This window comes from Pseudideonella sakaiensis (assembly GCF_048320135.1).
Lineage (GTDB): Bacteria > Pseudomonadota > Gammaproteobacteria > Burkholderiales > Burkholderiaceae_C > Ideonella_A > Ideonella_A sakaiensis_A.
This window is the reverse complement of record NZ_CP182947.1, coordinates 3,263,337-3,280,039: the sequence shown is the minus strand read 5'-3', so window position 1 is coordinate 3,280,039 and position 16,703 is coordinate 3,263,337. Positions and strand designations below refer to the sequence as shown.

Genomic DNA, 16,703 nt, shown 5'->3' with positions numbered 1-16,703 from the left:
GCGATGAATTCGACTGTACTTGTCTAGACAAGCTCATGCAAGCCTCCCGCCTCAGGGCAATCCCGAGGCCGCGAACTGTCTCGTGGACTTGTCTAGACAGGGGCAAGAATCTAGACTGTCGCGATGGATACCGCCACCCGTGCCGCCGTGCCGCCCTACCAGCGTGTCAAGCAGCACCTGAAGCAGGCACTGGGTCAGGGTCGATGGCTGCCCGGCGTGCTGATGCCGTCCGAAGCCGAGCTGGTCGCACAGTTCGGCGTCAGCCGGATGACCGTCAACCGCGCGCTGCGCGAGCTGCAGTCCGAAGGCCTGATCGACCGTGTGCAAGGTGTCGGCACCTTCGCCGCGCAGTTGCACCGGGTTTCGTCGACGTTGACGATCCGCGACCTGCAGGAGGAAATCGAGTCGCGTGGGCATCGCCACCATGCCGAAGTCCATCTGCAGCGCGAGGAGCCTGCCGATGCCGCGCTCGCGCTGCAGCTCGGCATCGCGCCGCAGGCGCCGGTTTTCCATACGCTGATCGTCCACCACGACAACGGCGTGCCGCTGCAGTGCGAAGACCGCTATGTCAACCCGGCGGCTGCACCCGACTATCTGGCCAACGATTTCACCGCGAAGACACCGACCCGTTATCTGCTCGAGGTGGCGCCGATCTGGGATGCGCAGTACACGATCGAGGCCGGCACCGCATCGGCCGACGAGGCGCGGCTGCTCGCTTTGGCGCCGGCCGAACCCTGCCTGGTGATCGTCCGCCGGACGATTTTCGGCGGCGTGCCGATCACGCTGGCGCGGCTGGTTCATCCGGGCAGTCGCTACCAATTGCAAGGGAGTTTCAGCCCATGAGCGTCGTGATCCGCCGCGACGCCGTCGCAGCGCAGCGCTGGAAAAACGGTGGTGGCGCAGTGCGCGAATTACTGCTGCGACCGGACAGCGCCGACTGGCGCGTGCGCATCGCGGTCGCCGAGATCGAAACCGACGGCCCGTTCTCCGAATTTCCAGGCGTGACACGCCACTTTACGGTGATCGCCGGCAACGGCGTCGAACTGACGATCGGAGACGCCGGCGCGGCGACGCTGCACCGGCTGCGGGTCGGCGATCCGACGCTGCGCTTCGACGGCGGCGCGCCGACCTCGTGCCGGCTGCTCGGCGGCCGCGCGCTGGCCCTGAACCTGATGTTGCGCGGCGCCGCTGGCCGCGTCGAAGCGGTGCGCGCCGGCGACGACTGGGCGCCGGCAGCAGACGCCTGCGGCCTTTACACCGCGGTCGCCGGCCGTTGCGGCGGCATCGATCTGCCGGCCGAATCCTTGGTATGGTTCGACAGCGCACCTGCCGGGTTGCGCTTCGACCCCGTCCCTGCCAGTGAAGCGCCAACCGGTCCGCCCGGCTGGTGGCTGGCCACCAACCATTCGGAGATCCGGCAATGAAGACCATCTGGCGCAACGCCACGCTCGCGACGCTGGCCGACGACCGCGGCTGGGGCCTGCTCGAACGTGGCGCGCTTGTTTGCGAACGTGACCAGATCGTCTGGATCGGTGCCGACACCCAGCTGCCCGAAGGGCTGAATGCGGCCGAGGAGCACGATCTGGCCGGCGCCTTGCTGACGCCCGGCCTGGTCGATTGCCACACCCACCTCGTCTACGCCGGCGACCGCGCCGAGGAATTCGAGTTGCGGCTCGAGGGCGCGAGTTACGAAGAGATCGCACGCCGTGGCGGTGGCATTGCATCGACTGTCGCGGCGACCCGCGCAGCTGGTGATCGGCAACTGCATGCGCTGGCGCTGAACCGCGCGCGCGCGCTGCTGATGCAGGGCGTCACGACGCTCGAGGTCAAGTCCGGCTACGGCCTGAGCGCCGAACATGAAGCCCGCTGCCTGCGCATCGCCAGGCGGCTCGGCCGCGAACTGCCGTTGACGGTGAAGACGAGTTGCCTGGCGGCCCATGCGCTGCCACCGGAATTTGCCGGCCGCGCTGACGACTATATCGATGCGGTCTGCAGCTGGCTGCCGGCGCTGGCCGCGGAAGGGCTGGTCGATGCGGTCGATGCCTTTTGCGAAAACATCGGCTTCACGACCGAACAAACACGGCGCGTCTTCGAGACCGCCCGCCAGCTCGGTCTGCCGGTCAAGCTGCACGCCGAACAGTTGAGCGACCAGCACGGCGCGGCGATGGCATCGCAGTTCTGCGCGTTGTCGTGCGACCACCTCGAATACCTCGGCAGCGACGGCATTGCCGCGATGGCCAAGACCGGCACGGTCGCGGTGCTGCTGCCGGCGGCGTTCTATTTCCTGCGCGAAAAGACCTTGCCGCCGGTGCAGGCCTTGCGCGACGCGGCGGTGCCGATCGCGCTGGCAACCGACCACAATCCGGGCTCGGCGCCGTTGCTCGCACCGCTGCTGGTGCTGAACATGGCCTGCACGCTGTTCCGGATGACGCCGGAGGAAGCGCTGCGCGGCATGACGCTCAATGGCGCGCGCGCCCTCGGGCTCGGCGATCGTGGCCGGCTTGCGGTCGGCCAGCGCGCCGATTTTGTCGCCTGGGAAACCGGGCATCCACGCGACCTGTGCTACTGGATCGGGCGCGACCCGGTCAAGCAGGTGATCAGTGGAGGAGAAAAGGTCGAATGAACACTCAGCAAGCGCCATCGAACGGCGAGGTCTTCACGCTGCACCAGGGAACGGCGCCGCTGCTGGTCAGCCTGCCGCACATCGGGCAGCTGATTCCGGACGCACTGAAACCCCTGTATGTGCCGCGCGCACTCGATGTCGAAGACACCGACTGGCTGCTCGACGAGGTCTATTCATTCGCCAATGAACTCGGCGCCAGCGTGCTGAAGCCGCGTTATTCGCGATTTGTCATCGACCTGAACCGCCCGCCGGGCAATGCGCCGATGTACCCGGGTGTCAACAACACCGAGTTGTGCCCGACTCGCTTCTTCACCGGCGACCCGTTGTACCGCGATGGCTCAGCACCCGATGCGGCGCAGATCGCCGAGCGCGTCGAGACCTACTGGCGCCCGTACCACGAGGCGCTGGCGGGCGAACTGGCGCGGCTGAAGGCGGCGCATGGCCATGCGGTGCTGTGGGACGGCCACAGCATCAAGAGCGAACTGCCGTGGTTGTTCGAGGGCCGTCTGCCCGAGCTGAACCTCGGCACCGCGAATGGCGCGGCCTGCGCGCCGGCGCTGCGCGACCGGCTGAAAGCGGTGCTCGATGGGCAGCAGGATTTCAGCCAGGTCGTCGACGGCCGCTTCAAGGGCGGCCACATCACCCGTCAGTACGGCCGCCCGTCCGATGGTCTGCATGCGGTGCAGATGGAGATGTGCTGGTCGACCTACATGGCCGAACAGCCACCATTCCGCACCGACCCGGCGCGGCTGCGCAAGGTACAGCCGCTGTTGCGTCGATTGCTGCAGGAGACGCTCGACTGGACGCCCGATGGCCACTGAACGGAAGTTGTTGTGGGCGCCACGCGCCTGGCTGCCGGGCGGCTGGCGTGAGAACGTCTTGCTCGAGGTCGGCGCCGACGGCAACTGGGCCTCGATCACGACCGATCTGTCGGCGGCGCCTGACGGTGCCGAGGTGCTCGCCGGCCCGGCGCTGCCCGGTCTGGTCGATGCACACAGCCATGCTTTCCAGCGCGCCTTTGCCGGCCTCGCCGAACGGCGTGAATCGGCGGCCGATGACTTCTGGTCGTGGCGCGACCGCATGTACGGCGTCGCCTTGCGCATCGGCCCGGAGGCGCTGCGTGCGGTGGCGGCCCAGCTCGCGCTCGAACTGCTGCACGGTGGTTATACGCAGCTGGTCGAATTCCACTACCTGCAGCACCGCGTCGACGGCCGGCGTTACGACGATCCGCTGACGATGGGCTGGGCAATTGCCGATGGCGCCGCCGAAGCCGGCATCGGCCTGACGCTGATGCCGGCGATCTACGAACGCGCCGGCTTTCGGGAATCGACGCTGCGCGACGACCAGCGGCGCTTCCGCGCTGGCGCCGACGATGTCTGGGCCGCCGCGCGGACGATCGCGGCCAGCGGCCGGCCGATGCTCGACGCCGGGCTGGTGATCCACTCGCTGCGCGCGGCGGCGCCGCAATCGATCCATCGCCTGCGTGAGCTGGCCGCCGATTTCGCCGGGCCTATCCATGTCCATGTCGCCGAGCAGACCGCCGAGGTCGACGACTGCGTCGCCGCAACCGGCCAGCGGCCGATCGAATGGCTGGCCGGCCAGCAGGTCCTCGACGCCCGCTGGCAGCTGGTCCATGCGACCCACGTGGTGCCGGCAGAAGTCGAGGCGGTCGCCGCGAGCGGCGCCGGTGTCGTGATCTGCCCGACCACCGAAGCGAATCTGGGTGACGGCCTGACCGACGTCGTCGGCTGGCTCGACCAAGGCGTTCCGATCGCGATCGGTTCGGACAGCCATGTTGCGCGCGACGTGCTCGAGGAACTGCGCTGGCTCGAATATGGCCAGCGGCTGACCCAGCGCAGGCGCAATGTCGCGGCGGCTCCGGAATCGGGCCAGCCGTCAACCGCGGCCCGTTTGTTCGATCGCATCGTCTCCGGCGGCGGCCAGGCTGCCGGGCGCAGCCGCTGGGGGCTGCTGGCCGGCGCGCGGGCCGACCTGCTGGTTGCCGACCCGCAGTCGCCTGCGCTGCTCGGCATGCCGCCGTCGCGCTGCCTCGACGCGCTGGTTTTTTCGAGCCCGTCGGCACCGTGGCGCGATGTGATGGTGGCCGGCAGCTGGGTGATCCGTGAACATGCCCACCCAGGGCGGCAGGCAATCGCGACGCGTTTTGCGCAGGCCGTCACCGACTTGTGGGATGGCCCGGCCTGAGCCGCGGTCGCGGTAGATTTCGCGCTTCTGCAACCGTTCATCGAACACCGATGGCTCGCAAGGACCACGCCTCCGAAACACCTGCCACGCGCTGGCTGAAGGCGCAGCAGGTGCCGTACAGCGAGCACCTGTACGACTATGTCGAGCACGGCGGGGCGACCGAATCGGCGCGCCAGCTCGGCGTCGACGAACACCATGTCGTGAAGACGCTGGTGATGGAAGACGAAACCGGCAAGCCGCTGATTGTGCTGATGCACGGCGACCGCCAGGTCAGCACGAAAAACCTCGCGCGGCAGATCGGTGTCAAGCGGGTGCAACCGTGCCAGCCGGAGGTTGCGCAGCGGCACAGTGGTTATCTGGTCGGCGGCACCTCGCCGTTCGCGACGAAAAAGCCGATGCCGATCCACGTTGAACGCACGGTGCTCGATCTGCCGAAGATCTACATCAACGGCGGCCGCCGCGGCTATCTGCTCGGCATCGAGCCGCGCTGGCTGGTCGACAAACTCGGCGCACGGCCGGTCGTATGCGCTGGCGAATGAGCCGACGCGCTGCCGGCCGGCGCGGCAGCTTCGATCACGACACTCGCGGGGCCGTCGTGACGACCTGACCGTTCTTCACCGGCAGCGTCGCGCCGGGTTTGAACGAGGTGCGGACCTGGCCACTCTTGCCGTCGAGGCGGTAGGTGACGTCGTAACCGACCAGCTTCTTCGACTTGTCGCTGACGGTGCGGCAACGGCGTTCGGTTGTCGTCACGACATCCTTCTGCTGCATGTCCGCCTGCACCCGGTTGCCGGCATAGGCGCCGCCGGCGGCGCCGGCGATCGTCGCGATCGTCTTGCCGCTGCCGCCGCCGATCTGGCTGCCGAGCAGGCCACCGGCGAGACCGCCGATCGCGGTGCCCGTGATGCGGTTCGGATCCTGCACCGGAGCCTGATGCCTGACCTGCACGTTGTCGCAGCGCTCGCGCGGCGTCACGACCGTTTCGGTGACCTCCTTGACGGCTACGACCTCGGCAACCTTCGGTTGCGCAATCGTCTTGTAGCCACCGACAGCACCGGCGCCGAGCACGACCATTGCGAGGCCGCCTACCGCCATTCCCTTGAGCATCGACTTGTCCATTTGTTGATCCTTTCCTGCTACCCAGTTTCGGGTCGTTTGCCGGTGCCGCGGTGACAGAATGTGTCGCAACAGTCGCCGGCTTTCAATGCCACGACACATTGCGGCAACCGCCGTCAACCCACCATCGGCGCGTCAGCCGTCGCCTTGTAGGCAGCGGCCGCATCGCTGTCACTTTGGTAACCGAGTGCAAGGGAAATCGTGAATCAAGCCCCTCTTCACCGCTGGCGCTGGGCCGGCGTCATCGCGGCGCTGCTGCTGGTCTTTGTCGCGTGGTATCAGCCGCTGCAGGCGCTTGCCGATGAGCAGACCGATGCCGGTTTGAAACGCGCGGTCATCACGTTTGCCTCGGCGCGGACACTGAACGGCCTGATCTCGGTCGTTCAGGGCACCGAGTTGTCGGTGCAACCGCTGGGCGTCGGTGTGACGCTGACGCTCGGACAGATCCTCGATCCGATCAACGACCTGATCGAGCAGTTTTCCAGCCTGATGCTGTTTGCCAGCGTCGCCTTCGGCGTGCAGAAGATGCTGCTCGCGATCGGCGGCCACTGGGCCGTCTCGACCGCCGTCAGCATCGTCGCGATCGCCTGGGCCGCGCTGCTGCTGACCGGCCGGCGCTATCGATGGCTGACCCGGCTGGTGCTGGTGCTGCTGATGATCCGGCTGGCGATTCCGCTGGCAACGATCGGCAGCGATTTCGTTTTCGAGCAGCTGATGGCCGACGAGTACCGGTCCGGCCAACAGTCGCTGCTGACGACGTCGAAGCAGCTCGACACGATGACGCCGAAGCCGGACGTCGAGCCGGGTGAGCAGCCGGCAGAGGGCTGGTTTGGCAAGCTGAAACGAGGCGCCGAAGCTCTGAAGCAAGGGATCGGTTCGCGGCTGCTGCCAACGGTCGACTACGACGCGATCAGAAAGGCCGCGGAAGAACTGCCGGAGAAGATCATCCGGCTGATCGTGATCTTCCTGATGCAGACGGTCGCACTGCCGCTGCTGCTGGTCTGGGCCTTGTATGTGCTGGCCTTCGGCGCCGGCTCGCTGGCCGATCGCGGTCCGGTACGCCGACCCGGTACGCGCTGAACGTCGAGCGGCCGGCCGATTGCGATAATCGCTGCTCCATTGCCGCCGAGGCCCACGAATCGCCCATGTCCATCGCGCTGTCGCTGCTTGCCATCATTGCCGCCTACCTGATCGGCTCGCTGTCGTTTGCGGTGATCGTCTGCCGCGTGATGGGGATCAAGGATCCGCGCCAGTTCGGCTCCGGCAATCCGGGCGCAACCAACGTGCTGCGCTCGGGCAACAAGGCCGCTGCACTGCTGACGCTGCTGCTCGACGGCGTCAAGGGCGTTGTTCCGGTGCTGCTCGTTGCCTGGCTCGGGCCGCGCCATGGCCTCGGCGAAGCGACCGTCGCGGCGGTCGGGCTGGCCGCCTTCATCGGCCATCTGTGGCCGGTCTTTTTCGGCTTCAAGGGTGGCAAGGGGGTCGCGACCGCGGCCGGCGTGCTGCTCGCGATCAACCCGATGCTCGGCGTTGCGACGCTGGCGACCTGGATCATCATCGCCGGCTTCTTCCGTTATTCGTCGCTGGCCGCGATCGTCGCCGCGGTATTTGCGCCGTTCTACCAGTTGCTGATCTGGGGCGCCGGGCCGACCGCACTCGCGGTCGCGGTGATGGGTCTGTTGCTGATCTGGCGCCATGCGGCAAATATCGAAAAGCTGCTGAAGGGCACCGAAAGCAAACTCGGGCAAAAAGTTTCAGCCGCGGTACACCATCCGGTGCCCGGCGCGAAGGCGCCGACTCATTCCTCTTCCCGCAAACACAAACACAAGCCATGAGCAACATCCTGCGTTTCCATGTCGGCCCCCGCATGTCCGAGGCCGCGGTCCACAACGGCGTGGTCTACCTCGCCGGCCAGGTGCCTGAGGACGGCTCGGCGGACATCAAGGGCCAGACGCAGCAGGTGCTCGATGCGATCGACAAGCTGCTCACCGAAACCGGCAGCGCCAAGTCGCACATCCTGCGCGCGCAGATCTTCCTCGCCGATCTGGCCGACTTCGCAGCAATGAACGAAGTCTGGGAACAATGGGTCGTCGCCGGCCAGACCCCGCCCCGCGCCACCGTGCACGCCGCGCTCGCGAAGCCGGAATGGAAACTCGAGATCGTCGTCACGGCTGCGGTGGCTTGAGCGGGCGATAGCGCTACGCCTTTGGGGCCGACTGTCTGGAAGATCGAGAGGGCTCGTCGCTTATCGGCCGAGGCCGTGTGGAAACTCGGTTTTCCGATCACCTGAGCAGACCAACGCGATGGCCAGGCGGCAATCTCTGAACTTGCCCCGCGCGAAGAACTTTTAGGTGAGGGCGGGCGCCCTATGCCCTCATCGCTGCGATCAGCGGCCCAGTGCCGAGGATCTTGATCATCCGCTTTAGGTTGTAGGCCAGAACCTGCAAGCTCATCTCGGTTTTCACGCGAGGCAGCGTACGGCTCAGGAAATGACTCGATCCCATCCAGGCCTTGAGCGTTCCGAACACATGCTCGACGGTCTGCCTTCGTTGCTTCATGGCTTCGGGCGCGCGCTCCAGCCGTTCTTGAACGACATCTAGGATGTCGTCGTGCTCCCAGCGGGCGATACGGCGATTCTTGCTCGTCGTGCACTGTGGCTTCATCGGGCACTGTGGGCAGTCTGACGACCAATACTTGTGCAGGATCTTGCCCCTCTCCTCGGATGTAAACCTGTGGATGGCAATCCGCCCGGCCGGGCACCGGTATTCGTCTTTCTCGCCGTCGTAGACGAAATCCCGCTTGTCGAAGAGCCCGTCGGCCAGGTTGTTCGAAGTCATCGGCTTGGGAACGACTGCGGCCACACCCGAGCGCTCGCACTCCAGGATCTCGTAGCCTTCGTAATACCCGCGATCGGCCAGCGCAATCAGCTTGTCCTCGCCGGTGGCTGCCTTGGCAAGCTTGGCCATGTTCGCCAGTTGGTCCCTGTCATGGCCAACGTTGGTGACCTCGTGGGCCACGATCAGGTGGTGCTTGGCATCCACGACCGTCTGGACGTTGTAGCCCACCACGCCAGTGCCTCGGCCGCTGGTGGCCATCGAGCGTGCATCCGGATCGGTCAACGAGATCTGCCCGTCCTCGGACACCTTCATTTGCTCACCGATCGCCTCCAGCGCCTTCATCTGCTGCTTGACCTTGGTGATCTTCTCCTTGAGGTGCGCAACTCGGCCAGGCAGAACGGCCGTGGCATCACGGTCGGCGCGGTCGAGCTCAACCAGGTAGCGCTTGATGCTGCTTTCGAGTTGTTCGATTCGCGCCTGAAGCTTGCGGTCGGTGAAGTTCTTGTCGCGGCTGTTGACCGCTTTGAACTTGCTGCCATCAATGGCGACGACGCCGTCGGTGAAGAGCTTCATCCGGCGGCAAAGCAGAACGAACTCCTTGCAGACTTTGCCGATGGCATCACCGTTGTCACGGCGGAAGTCGGCGATGGTCTTGAAGTCCGGCGCCAAGCGCCCGGTCAGCCAGATGAGTTCGAGATTGCGCTGTGCTTCGGTCTCCAGGCGTCGGCTCGACTGCACACGGTTGAGGTAGCCGTAGACATAGATCTTGAGCAGCGTCGCCGGGCTGTACCCCGGCCGACCCGTCTCTGCAGGATTGGCACGATCGAAGCCCAGCTTCCTCAGATCTAGTTCGTCGACGAAGACATCGATGACGCGAACCGTGTTGTCCTCATGAATCCAGTCATCCAGTTGCTCGGGGAAGAGGACGCTCTGCGTTCGGTCTTGGCCTTCGACGTATCGCCCCATCGATCACTCCTGTCGTCGCTACTGGAGATATGACACAACTGGTGCCGAAGAGTTTCCACACAGCCTCGGCCCGGAGCGGACATCTGGCGCCTGGGCCGTGCCAGACTTTGTAGGAGGGGCTTCAGCCCCGATTCGGGCACTTGCACGACTGCGAATCGTCAGGCACACAGAGGCGAGAGCAAAGGCGCGGTCGGGCGGGGCGATTTATGCGGCGGCGAGAAGCGGAGGGCCAGGGTCGGCGAGCGCAGCGAGCATCAACAAACATGCTCGCGGCGGTTGTCCGAGCGCAGTGAGCGCAGCGAACGTAGCGAGTTCCGCCGCGCGACCCTGGACCGAGCATCGCAGCGCAGTCCGAGCGCCAGCGAGGACCGCCGCATCATGAGCCACGACCGGGTGCCGCCGGCCGCGCCGCTCGGTCTTGGCATGCAATTCGAAGGGCATGCGCGCGGCCAAGATTCCGAAGCGGGGCTGAAGCCCCTCCCACAAAAGTCAGCGCGGCCTGCGAACTCAACGGCCGCTCAGGGCGGATCTCCGCCCTCCGAAAAACACCGGTAAGAGCCGAACCCTGAACGGATAGATGTACGTCGGCAGAGAGCCTAGATACCGAATCGCGCCGCATCGCCCCGCCCCTGCCGCACCAGCAGCGGCGGGTCTTCGCAGAGGTCGATCACGGTCGTCGGCTGCATCGGGCAGGCGCCGGCATCAACGACGACGGCGATCAGCTTTTCGTAACGTTCGCGGATGTCCTGCGGGTCGTTCAGCGGTTCGGTTTCATCGGGCGGGATCAGCGTCGTTGCGAGCAGCGGCTGGCCGAGCATCTCGAGCAGGTCCTGCGTCACGCGGTGATCGGGAACGCGCAGACCGATGGTTCGTCGTGACGGATGCGACAGCCGGCGCGGCACCTCCTTCGTCGCCTCGAGGATGAACGTGAACGGTCCTGGCGTCGCCGCCTTGATCAGGCGGTACTGGCGGTTGTCGACGCGGGCGTAGTTGGCCACTTCGCTGAGGTCGCGGCACAGCAGCGTCAGATGGTGCTTGTCGTCGACGCCGCGGATGCGGCGCAGGTTTTCCGCCGCGGCCTTGTCGTCGAGGTGGCAGACCAGCGCATAACTCGAATCGGTCGGCACCGCGGCGATCGCGCCGCCGTGCAGCAGCTGCACCGCCTGCTTCAGCAGCCGGGGCTGCGGGTTGTCCGGATGGACTTCGAAATATTGCGACATGGGCCGACGTTATCAGTCCGCGATCGTCTGCGCATCGTTGCGAGCCGGAACCGCGGCAGAAGCCTCGCGCAGATTGAGCCAGACCGAGGCAGCTCCACAGCCGGCGACGATCGCCATGCCGGCGAATGCCCAGCTGTCGGGCACATGGCCAAAGATGACCCAGCCGGCCATGCTGGCAAAGGCAATCTGCACGTAGGTGAACGGCATCAGCACCGCCATCGGCGCCATGCCGAGCGCGAAGACCAGGCACAGGTGGCCGGCGGTGCCGAGCACGCCAGCGAGCAGCAGCAGGCCCCAGACAGACGGCGACGCCGCGGCCAGTGACGGCAACAGATCGGTCGGGCTGAACCACAACACGATGCTGACAATCGCCGAGCCGACCAGCCCGGTATAGAAATGCGTCGTCAGCGGGTGTTCGAGCCCCGACAGCTTGCGCGTCAGCAGCTGGAACGAGGCATAAACCAGCGCCATCGTCAGCGGCAGCAGCGCATAGATGCCGAACAGGCCGCTGCCGGGCCGCACGACGGTGATCGCACCGATGAAGCCGCCGACGACCAGCGCGGCGCGCAGCGGTGTCAGCGATTCCTTCAGCAGCAGCGCTGCGAGCAGCGTCGCGATCACCGGCGTCAACATGCCAACCGCGGTGAATTCGCCGACCGGCATGAACTGCAGCCCGTAAAAGACGATCACGCTCGACAACAGCAGCAGCGAACCGCGCAGCAGCTGGAAGCGGGGATGGCGGGTCAGAAACAGGTTGCGCCGCTGGCGCAGCTGCAGCAGCGCGAGCCAGACACCGATCACGACCGCCTGCACCATGTAGCGGGCCCAGACGACGATGATCACCGGCACCACGCCGCCAAGAAACTTCGCATTCGTGTCGAGCATCGCGAAGCACAACGTCATCAGCAGGATCAAGCCGACGCCGAGCGTTCGGCGCACGACCACCGGCGGCACGCCGGTTGGCAGCACCGCGGTGCTCAAGCGGCCTCCTTGCGCCCGGTCGACGACGCAGCGCGGGCGCCGCCAGCGGACGGCTGCATGACGCCGGACATCACCGCAGGATGCGCTCTTCGAGCGCGGACCAGACCGGCGTCAGCTCGTTGGCAAAGTCGGGCAGCGTACCGAGATCGGTATGGCTTTCGCCGGGGCCGTGGAAATCGCTGCCGCGCGAGACCAGCAGGTCGAACTCGCGCGCGGTATCGGCATATTTGACGAAATCGGCCCGGCTGTGGCTGCCGGTCACAACCTCGACGCCGCGGCCGCCGTGCTCGATGAATTCGCTGAACAGCGCGAACTCCTCGGTCGGCGTGAACTTGTAGCGGCCCGGGTGCGCGATCACCGCGATGCCGCCGGCGTCGCTGATCCAGCGCACCGCATCACCGAGCGCCGCCCAGCGGTGCGGCACATAGCCGGGTTTGCCTTCGACCAGGTATTTTCGAAAGACTTCGGAGGTATCGCGGCAGACGCCGCTTTCGACCAGAAAACGCGCAAAGTGGGTGCGCGAGATCAATTCGGGATTGCCGACATATTGCAGCGCACCTTCGAAGCTGCCTTTGATGCCGACCTTCGCGAGGCCTTCGGCCATCTGCTGCGCGCGTTCGCGGCGGCCGCCGCGGGTTGCCGCAAGGCCGGCGGCAAGCGCCGCATCGTCGGCATCGAAGCCGAGGCCGACGATGTGCACCGTCGTCGCGGCAAACGTGACAGAGATCTCGGTGCCGGTCAGGTAGGGCAGACCGAGGTCGTGTGCAGCGGCCATCGCCCGTTGCTGACCACCAATCTCGTCATGGTCCGTCAGCGCCCACAACTCGACGCCGTTTGCCTTGGCACGCGCTGCGACCGCTTCCGGCTCCAGCGTGCCGTCGGAAATCGTCGAATGACAGTGCAGGTCGGCGTTCAGTATGTCCACTCAGGGATTGTACGGAGAGCCGAATGCCCCGGTTGATTCGGGGCTTCGGCTCGCCCGGGCCGGTACCGGCCTCAGGTTTCGCTTTTCTGGTTCGGCCACTTGATGAACGCAAATACCCAGACCATGATGATGTTGACCATCGGGATCAGCAGCAGCAGCGACAGCGGGCCGGGAAACCCGGCCTTCTGCGTGATCCGCCAGGCCGGGACCAGAAACACTGCCAGCCAGAAAACCGCCATCAGCAGGTGCCACAGCCCGAACGAGGCCATGCCGTAATCCATTTGTGATCCCATCATGCGTCTTCTCCTTCTCGGGGCCAGAGAAGTCGGATGATCGCATGGGGATGGCCCGGCCGCCCGCGGCCGGGCCGCCGGCTCAATCTGCCTGCTTGCGCAGGAAGGCCGGGATCTCGATCTCGTCCATGCCGTTGCTGGCCAGCGCGTCGACCTTGGCCGCAGCACGGCCATTGCGCCAGACGCTCGGTGTCGACAGGCCGCTGTAGTCGTTCAGCGACGGTGCCATCTGCACCGACTGACCGACCGCGTTGTTCAGGATCGGCACGTTGTCGGTGCCGGTGCGCAGCACCGGTGCGCTGTGCACGACCGACATCGGTGCGCTGCCTTGGCGGCGCGTCGGGCTCAGCCCGGTGGCGATCACCGTCACGCGCAGCTGGTCGCCAAGGCTTTCGTCGTAGACGGTGCCGAACAGCACGTGGGCATCGTCGGCCGCATAACGGCGGATCGTGTTCATCGCATTCTTGCTCTCCGACAGCTTCAGCGTCGTGCGGTTCGCAGCGATCAGCACCAGGATGCCGCGGGCGCCCGACAGGTCGATGCCCTCGAGCAGCGGGCAGGCGACGGCAGCGTCGGCGGCCTTGGCCGCGCGGTCCGGGCCGCTCGCGGTCGCGGTTCCCATCATGGCCTTGCCGGGCTCGCCCATCACCGTCTTCACGTCCTCGAAGTCGACGTTGACGAGGCCGTGCATGTGGATGATGTCGCTGATGCCGCCGACGGCGTTCTTCAGCACGTCGTTGGCCTGGGCGAATGCCTGGTCCTGCGTCACGTCGTCGCCCAACACCTCGAGCAGCTTCTCGTTCAGGATCACGATCAGCGAATCGACATTGGCCTCGAGTTCGGCCAGGCCGGCGTCCGCGGCCTTCATGCGCCGCGAGCCCTCGAACTCGAACGGCTTGGTGACGACGCCGACGGTCAGGATGCCCATTTCCTTCGCGACCCGCGCGATCACCGGCGCTGCGCCGGTGCCGGTGCCGCCGCCCATGCCGGCGGTGATGAACAACATGTTGGCGCCAGCGATCGATTCGCGGATCTGCTCGATCGCCTCCTCGGCTGCGGCACGGCCGGCCTCCGGCTTGGCACCGGCGCCGAGGCCGGAGGTGCCGAGCTGGATCAGCTGGTTCGACGTGCAGCGGTTCAGCGCCTGCGCGTCGGTATTGGCGCAGACGAATTCAACGCCTTGCACGCCCTGCGCGATCATGTGGTTGACGGCGTTGCCGCCGCCGCCGCCGACTCCGATCACCTTGATCTGGGTTCCCTGGTCGAATTCTTCGATCATTTCGATGGCCATTTGTGTACTCCTGAAATTTGTTGCGGTAGGTCTGTCTGCTGAGCTTGCTGTCTGTCGTTCTGGTGTTGTTGTTTCAGCCTCCCGGATCGAGCCAGGTGCCGTGGACCCGCCGTTTGCCGGGCGGACCACGTCCGGCATGCCAGGTCAAGGGGATCGGATCAAGGCGCATCAGAAGTTCCCGAGGAACCAGTCCCTGGCCCGACCAAAAAAACTCTGTACCGAACCGGCCTGCTGCGAGGCCCGCAGGCCGCGGCTGCGGCCGAGCCGCGCTTCCTCGAGCAGGCCCATCACGGTGGCCGATCGCGGATTGGCGACCATGTCGTGCAGCGCGCCGTTGTAGAGCGGCAGCCCTTTGCGGACCGGCTTCAGGAAGATGTCTTCGCCGAGCTCGATCATTCCGGGCATCACCGCGGCGCCGCCGGTAATCACGATGCCCGATGACAGCAGCTCTTCATAGCCGCTGTCGCGGATCACCTGGTGCACCAGCGAATAGATCTCCTCGATCCGCGGCTCGATCACGCCGGCCAGCGCCTGCCGGCTCAGCATGCGCGGCGGACGGTCGCCGAGGCCGGGCACCTCGAGCTGCTGGTTCGGATCGGCCAGCAGCTGCTTCGCGACGCCGTATTCGATCTTGATTTCCTCGGCATCCTTGGTCGGCGTGCGCAAGGCCATCGCGATGTCGCTGGTGATCAGGTCGCCGGCAATCGGGATCACCGCGGTATGGCGGATCGAGCCATCGGTGAAGATCGCGACATCGGTGGTGCCGGCGCCGATGTCGACCAGCGCGACGCCGAGGTCGCGTTCGTCCTCGGTCAGCACCGCATGGCTCGACGCGCTCGGATTGAGCACCAGCTGGTTCACTTCGAGGCCGCAGCGGCGCACGCACTTGATGATGTTCTCGGCCGCGCTCTGCGCGCCGGTGACGATGTGCACCTTGACCTCGAGCCGGCCGCCGCTCATGCCGATCGGCTCCTTCACTTCGTGGCCGTCGATGACGAATTCCTGCGCCTGCACCAGCAGCAGCCGCTGGTCGTTCGGGATGTTGATCGCCTTCGCGGTCTCGACGACACGCGCGACGTCGACCGGAGTCACTTCCTTGTCGCGCACGATCACCATGCCGGTCGAATTCTGGCCGCGGATGTGGCTGCCGGTGATGCCGGTATAGACGTGGGTGATCTTGCAGTCGGCCATCATCTCGGCCTCTTTCAGCGCCTGCTGGATGCTTTGCACCGTCGCGTCGATGTTGACGACGACACCGCGCTTCAGGCCATGTGCCGGTGCGACGCCGAGCCCGGCCAGGCGCAGCTGTCCGTTCGGCAGCACTTCGGACACCACCGCCATCACCTTGGCGGTTCCGATGTCCAGACCCACGACCAGTTCCTTGTATTCCTTGGGCATCGTTCAGTTCCGGGGAGCTTTTTTCTCTGCTGCGGTGAGGGTGGTCGAAACGCCCTTCAGTCGCAGTGCATATCCATCGCGGTGGCGCAGGTCGGCGTACTGCACCGGCCGCAGGTATTCGTTGGCGACGGTGGCGACGGTGGCGACGAAGCGTTCGCTGCGCTTGTGCAGTTCGTCGTCGCTGCCGCGGCCGAGCTCGATGCGCGCGCCGCTGTCGAGTTCGGCACGCCACGACCCGCGGCCGCTCAGCAGCAGCGTCTCGATCTGCCACTCGAGCTGGCCGAACATCGGATCGAGCCGCTGCAGCATCGTCAACATCTGGCGTGAGCTGCCTTCAGGTCCGCTCAGCGTCGGCAGATCGTCGTCCTCGACATCGCCGAGGTTGGCCTCGAACACCTCGCCATGCGTATTGACCAGCTTGTCGCTCGCCTTCTCGACCGCGCCGGTCGGTATCCACAAAGCAGCCGGCTGGTGCTCTTCGAGCGTGACCGCGAGCTGGTTCGGCCAGACGCGGCGGACGATCGCATGGCGCACCCACGGCACCGATTCGAATGCCCGCTGCACCGCATTCAGGTCGATCGTGAAGAAGGTGCCAGCCAGCTTCGGCGCTGCATTGGCGCGGATCGTCGCCTCGCTGTTGTGGCTCAGATCGCCGTCGACCCGGATCGCGGTCAGCCGGAAGACCGGCAGCTGGGCCAACCACCACAGGACCAGCGCCACCGAGGCCAGCGCGGTCAGCGCAAACAGCAGGTTGGCGGTCGCATTCATCAGCACGACGTCGGTCGGCAGCGGCGTCGCGACGCGCTGCTTGACCTTCGGGGTGCGGATGATCGTGGCCATGGTGCTTG

The 16,703-nt window shown here is 66.0% G+C and carries 18 protein-coding genes; 9 read left to right on the top strand and 9 right to left on the bottom strand.

The genetic code is table 11. The annotated features are described in order from the left end of the window. Positions 1-123 precede the first annotated feature (123 nt). Genes hutC through ybaK form a run of 6 tightly spaced genes read left to right on the top strand, consistent with a single transcriptional unit; the run spans position 124 to position 5,367 of the window. Entirely contained in the window at positions 124-843 is a 720-nt protein-coding gene (gene hutC / locus ACNH6H_RS14865; RefSeq protein ID WP_418318718.1) for a histidine utilization repressor, read from the top strand. After that, on the top strand, positions 840-1,424 hold the full coding sequence (locus ACNH6H_RS14860; protein WP_418318716.1) for a HutD family protein: 585 nt from the start codon (positions 840-842) through the stop codon (positions 1,422-1,424). The genes hutC and ACNH6H_RS14860 overlap by 4 nt, the downstream gene beginning before the upstream one ends. Continuing rightward, positions 1,421-2,623 (top strand): imidazolonepropionase, encoded by a 1,203-nt coding sequence (gene hutI / locus ACNH6H_RS14855; RefSeq protein WP_418318714.1) that lies wholly within the window; start codon positions 1,421-1,423, stop codon positions 2,621-2,623. The genes ACNH6H_RS14860 and hutI overlap by 4 nt, the downstream gene beginning before the upstream one ends. After that, the gene (hutG, locus tag ACNH6H_RS14850; protein WP_418318712.1) at positions 2,620-3,444 is read left to right on the top strand and encodes an N-formylglutamate deformylase; all 825 of its coding nucleotides are present in this window, start codon (positions 2,620-2,622) and stop codon (positions 3,442-3,444) included. Before hutI ends, hutG begins: the two co-directional genes overlap by 4 nt. Beyond that, positions 3,434-4,828, top strand: a complete 1,395-nt coding sequence (locus ACNH6H_RS14845) for a formimidoylglutamate deiminase (RefSeq protein ID WP_418318711.1) — start codon at positions 3,434-3,436, stop codon at positions 4,826-4,828. Before hutG ends, ACNH6H_RS14845 begins: the two co-directional genes overlap by 11 nt. Before the next feature lie 50 nt (positions 4,829-4,878). Next, complete coding sequence (gene ybaK / locus ACNH6H_RS14840) at positions 4,879-5,367, top strand: Cys-tRNA(Pro) deacylase (protein WP_418318710.1); 489 nt, start codon at positions 4,879-4,881, stop codon at positions 5,365-5,367. Between the two features lie 34 nt (positions 5,368-5,401). Here ybaK and ACNH6H_RS14835 read toward each other — a convergent pair whose 3' ends face one another. Beyond that, the gene (locus ACNH6H_RS14835) at positions 5,402-5,947 is read right to left on the bottom strand and encodes a glycine zipper 2TM domain-containing protein (protein ID WP_418318709.1); all 546 of its coding nucleotides are present in this window, start codon (positions 5,945-5,947) and stop codon (positions 5,402-5,404) included. A gap of 198 nt (positions 5,948-6,145) precedes the next feature. Here ACNH6H_RS14835 and ACNH6H_RS14830 point away from each other — a divergent pair, with 198 nt between their 5' ends. The 3 genes from ACNH6H_RS14830 (at position 6,146) to ACNH6H_RS14820 (ending at position 8,129) form a co-directional block, all read left to right on the top strand. Further along, a complete protein-coding gene (locus ACNH6H_RS14830; protein ID WP_418318708.1) occupies positions 6,146-7,024 on the top strand; it encodes a hypothetical protein in 879 nt (292 codons plus the stop codon). A gap of 65 nt (positions 7,025-7,089) precedes the next feature. Beyond that, the gene (plsY, locus tag ACNH6H_RS14825; RefSeq protein WP_418318707.1) at positions 7,090-7,779 is read left to right on the top strand and encodes a glycerol-3-phosphate 1-O-acyltransferase PlsY; all 690 of its coding nucleotides are present in this window, start codon (positions 7,090-7,092) and stop codon (positions 7,777-7,779) included. Continuing rightward, the gene (locus ACNH6H_RS14820; RefSeq protein WP_418318705.1) at positions 7,776-8,129 is read left to right on the top strand and encodes a RidA family protein; all 354 of its coding nucleotides are present in this window, start codon (positions 7,776-7,778) and stop codon (positions 8,127-8,129) included. The genes plsY and ACNH6H_RS14820 overlap by 4 nt, the downstream gene beginning before the upstream one ends. A gap of 181 nt (positions 8,130-8,310) precedes the next feature. On the opposite strand, the gene ACNH6H_RS14815 is transcribed toward ACNH6H_RS14820, so the two are convergent. The 8 genes from ACNH6H_RS14815 to ACNH6H_RS14780 all read right to left on the bottom strand — a co-directional run bounded on the left by ACNH6H_RS14815 (position 8,311) and on the right by ACNH6H_RS14780 (position 16,695). Continuing rightward, on the bottom strand, positions 8,311-9,747 hold the full coding sequence (locus tag ACNH6H_RS14815; protein ID WP_418315762.1) for an IS1182 family transposase: 1,437 nt from the start codon (positions 9,745-9,747) through the stop codon (positions 8,311-8,313). A 596-nt stretch (positions 9,748-10,343) separates the two neighbouring features. Then, positions 10,344-10,967, bottom strand: a complete 624-nt coding sequence (locus tag ACNH6H_RS14810; RefSeq protein WP_418318704.1) for an L-threonylcarbamoyladenylate synthase — start codon at positions 10,965-10,967, stop codon at positions 10,344-10,346. A gap of 12 nt (positions 10,968-10,979) precedes the next feature. Further along, on the bottom strand, positions 10,980-11,948 hold the full coding sequence (locus ACNH6H_RS14805) for a DMT family transporter (RefSeq protein WP_418318703.1): 969 nt from the start codon (positions 11,946-11,948) through the stop codon (positions 10,980-10,982). Positions 11,949-12,018: 70 nt separating this feature from the next. Then, on the bottom strand, positions 12,019-12,873 hold the full coding sequence (locus ACNH6H_RS14800; protein ID WP_418318702.1) for a 3',5'-nucleoside bisphosphate phosphatase: 855 nt from the start codon (positions 12,871-12,873) through the stop codon (positions 12,019-12,021). 71 nt (positions 12,874-12,944) lie between these two features. Next, on the bottom strand, positions 12,945-13,169 hold the full coding sequence (locus ACNH6H_RS14795) for a hypothetical protein (protein ID WP_418318701.1): 225 nt from the start codon (positions 13,167-13,169) through the stop codon (positions 12,945-12,947). A gap of 79 nt (positions 13,170-13,248) precedes the next feature. Next, positions 13,249-14,457: a cell division protein FtsZ gene (gene ftsZ, locus ACNH6H_RS14790; RefSeq protein ID WP_418318699.1), complete on the bottom strand. Its 1,209-nt coding sequence runs from the start codon at positions 14,455-14,457 to the stop codon at positions 13,249-13,251. 168 nt (positions 14,458-14,625) lie between these two features. Further along, positions 14,626-15,855 carry a cell division protein FtsA gene (gene ftsA / locus ACNH6H_RS14785; protein ID WP_418318698.1) on the bottom strand — a complete coding sequence of 410 codons (1,230 nt, stop codon included), beginning with the start codon at positions 15,853-15,855 and terminating at the stop codon, positions 14,626-14,628. Positions 15,856-15,858: 3 nt separating this feature from the next. Further along, a complete protein-coding gene (locus ACNH6H_RS14780; RefSeq protein WP_418318697.1) occupies positions 15,859-16,695 on the bottom strand; it encodes a cell division protein FtsQ/DivIB in 837 nt (278 codons plus the stop codon). Between the last annotated feature and the right edge of the window lie 8 nt (positions 16,696-16,703).

Bases quoted from the DNA above. Each gene is read 5' to 3' on its own strand.
- hutC (WP_418318718.1), top strand. From the start codon at position 124: ATGGATACCGCCACCCGTGCCGCCGTGCCGCCCTACCAGCGTGTCAAG.
- ACNH6H_RS14860 (WP_418318716.1), top strand. From the start codon at position 840: ATGAGCGTCGTGATCCGCCGCGACGCCGTCGCAGCGCAGCGCTGGAAA.
- hutI (WP_418318714.1), top strand. From the start codon at position 1,421: ATGAAGACCATCTGGCGCAACGCCACGCTCGCGACGCTGGCCGACGAC.
- hutG (WP_418318712.1), top strand. From the start codon at position 2,620: ATGAACACTCAGCAAGCGCCATCGAACGGCGAGGTCTTCACGCTGCAC.
- ACNH6H_RS14845 (WP_418318711.1), top strand. From the start codon at position 3,434: ATGGCCACTGAACGGAAGTTGTTGTGGGCGCCACGCGCCTGGCTGCCG.
- ybaK (WP_418318710.1), top strand. From the start codon at position 4,879: ATGGCTCGCAAGGACCACGCCTCCGAAACACCTGCCACGCGCTGGCTG.
- ACNH6H_RS14835 (WP_418318709.1), bottom strand. From the start codon at position 5,947: ATGGACAAGTCGATGCTCAAGGGAATGGCGGTAGGCGGCCTCGCAATG.
- plsY (WP_418318707.1), top strand. From the start codon at position 7,090: ATGTCCATCGCGCTGTCGCTGCTTGCCATCATTGCCGCCTACCTGATC.
- ACNH6H_RS14820 (WP_418318705.1), top strand. From the start codon at position 7,776: ATGAGCAACATCCTGCGTTTCCATGTCGGCCCCCGCATGTCCGAGGCC.
- ACNH6H_RS14815 (WP_418315762.1), bottom strand. From the start codon at position 9,747: ATGGGGCGATACGTCGAAGGCCAAGACCGAACGCAGAGCGTCCTCTTC.
- ACNH6H_RS14810 (WP_418318704.1), bottom strand. From the start codon at position 10,967: ATGTCGCAATATTTCGAAGTCCATCCGGACAACCCGCAGCCCCGGCTG.
- ACNH6H_RS14795 (WP_418318701.1), bottom strand. From the start codon at position 13,169: ATGATGGGATCACAAATGGATTACGGCATGGCCTCGTTCGGGCTGTGG.
- ftsZ (WP_418318699.1), bottom strand. From the start codon at position 14,457: ATGGCCATCGAAATGATCGAAGAATTCGACCAGGGAACCCAGATCAAG.
- ftsA (WP_418318698.1), bottom strand. From the start codon at position 15,855: ATGCCCAAGGAATACAAGGAACTGGTCGTGGGTCTGGACATCGGAACC.
- ACNH6H_RS14780 (WP_418318697.1), bottom strand. From the start codon at position 16,695: ATGGCCACGATCATCCGCACCCCGAAGGTCAAGCAGCGCGTCGCGACG.